The sequence below is a fragment of the Bartonella sp. CL71SXKL genome, from assembly GCF_042194935.1.
Taxonomy (GTDB): Bacteria; Pseudomonadota; Alphaproteobacteria; order Rhizobiales; family Rhizobiaceae; genus Bartonella.
In genome coordinates this window covers 1-642 of sequence record NZ_JBHINI010000123.1, presented here as the reverse complement: position 1 = coordinate 642, position 642 = coordinate 1, and the positions used below count along the sequence as shown (strand labels likewise).

2 rRNA genes are annotated in these 642 nt (G+C 48.4%); both read right to left on the bottom strand.

The features are described 5' to 3' along the window. Positions 1–144, bottom strand: a 23S ribosomal RNA gene (locus tag ACFILA_RS09850); the annotation flags it as partial. Between the two features lie 196 nt (positions 145–340). Further along, positions 341–642: ribosomal RNA gene (locus tag ACFILA_RS09845) — 16S ribosomal RNA — on the bottom strand; the annotation flags it as partial.

The following is a 642-nucleotide window of genomic DNA, read 5'->3' as shown; positions in this document are numbered from 1 at the left end:
CCGACTAAGGTGCTTGGGTTTCCCCATTCGCAAATCTCCGGATCAAAGCGTACTTACCGCTCCCCGAAGCATATCGGTGTTAGTCCCGTCCTTCATCGGCTCCTAGTACCAAGGCATTCACCATGCGCCCTTCATAACTTAACCTGAATGATCTTCGATCATTTAAGTTAATTGAGTTAGCGATTATTTCGTTAAACAACTCAAATAACGCGGTGTTCTCGGTTTTCTTGATTATTAGAAAATAGAATATTATTTAGTTTTCAAAGTACAAGCTTGAGAGGTAAACCTCTCAAAACTGAACAAAGTTCCGACCATGTGTAGTTTCCGTTTTATTCCTTAGAAAGGAGGTGATCCAGCCGCAGGTTCTCCTACGGCTACCTTGTTACGACTTCACCCCAGTCATCTGCCCTGCCTTAGACGGCTCCTTCCCGAAGGTTAGGCCACCGGCTTTGGGCATTGCAAACTCCCATGGTGTGACGGGCGGTGTGTACAAGGCCCGGGAACGTATTCACCGCGGCATGCTGATCCGCGATTACTAGCGATTCCGACTTCGTGCAGTCGAGTTGCAGACTGCAGTCCGAACTGAGAACGGTTTTAAGAGATTAGCTTGCCCTCGCGAGTTCGCTGCTCGTTGTACCGTCC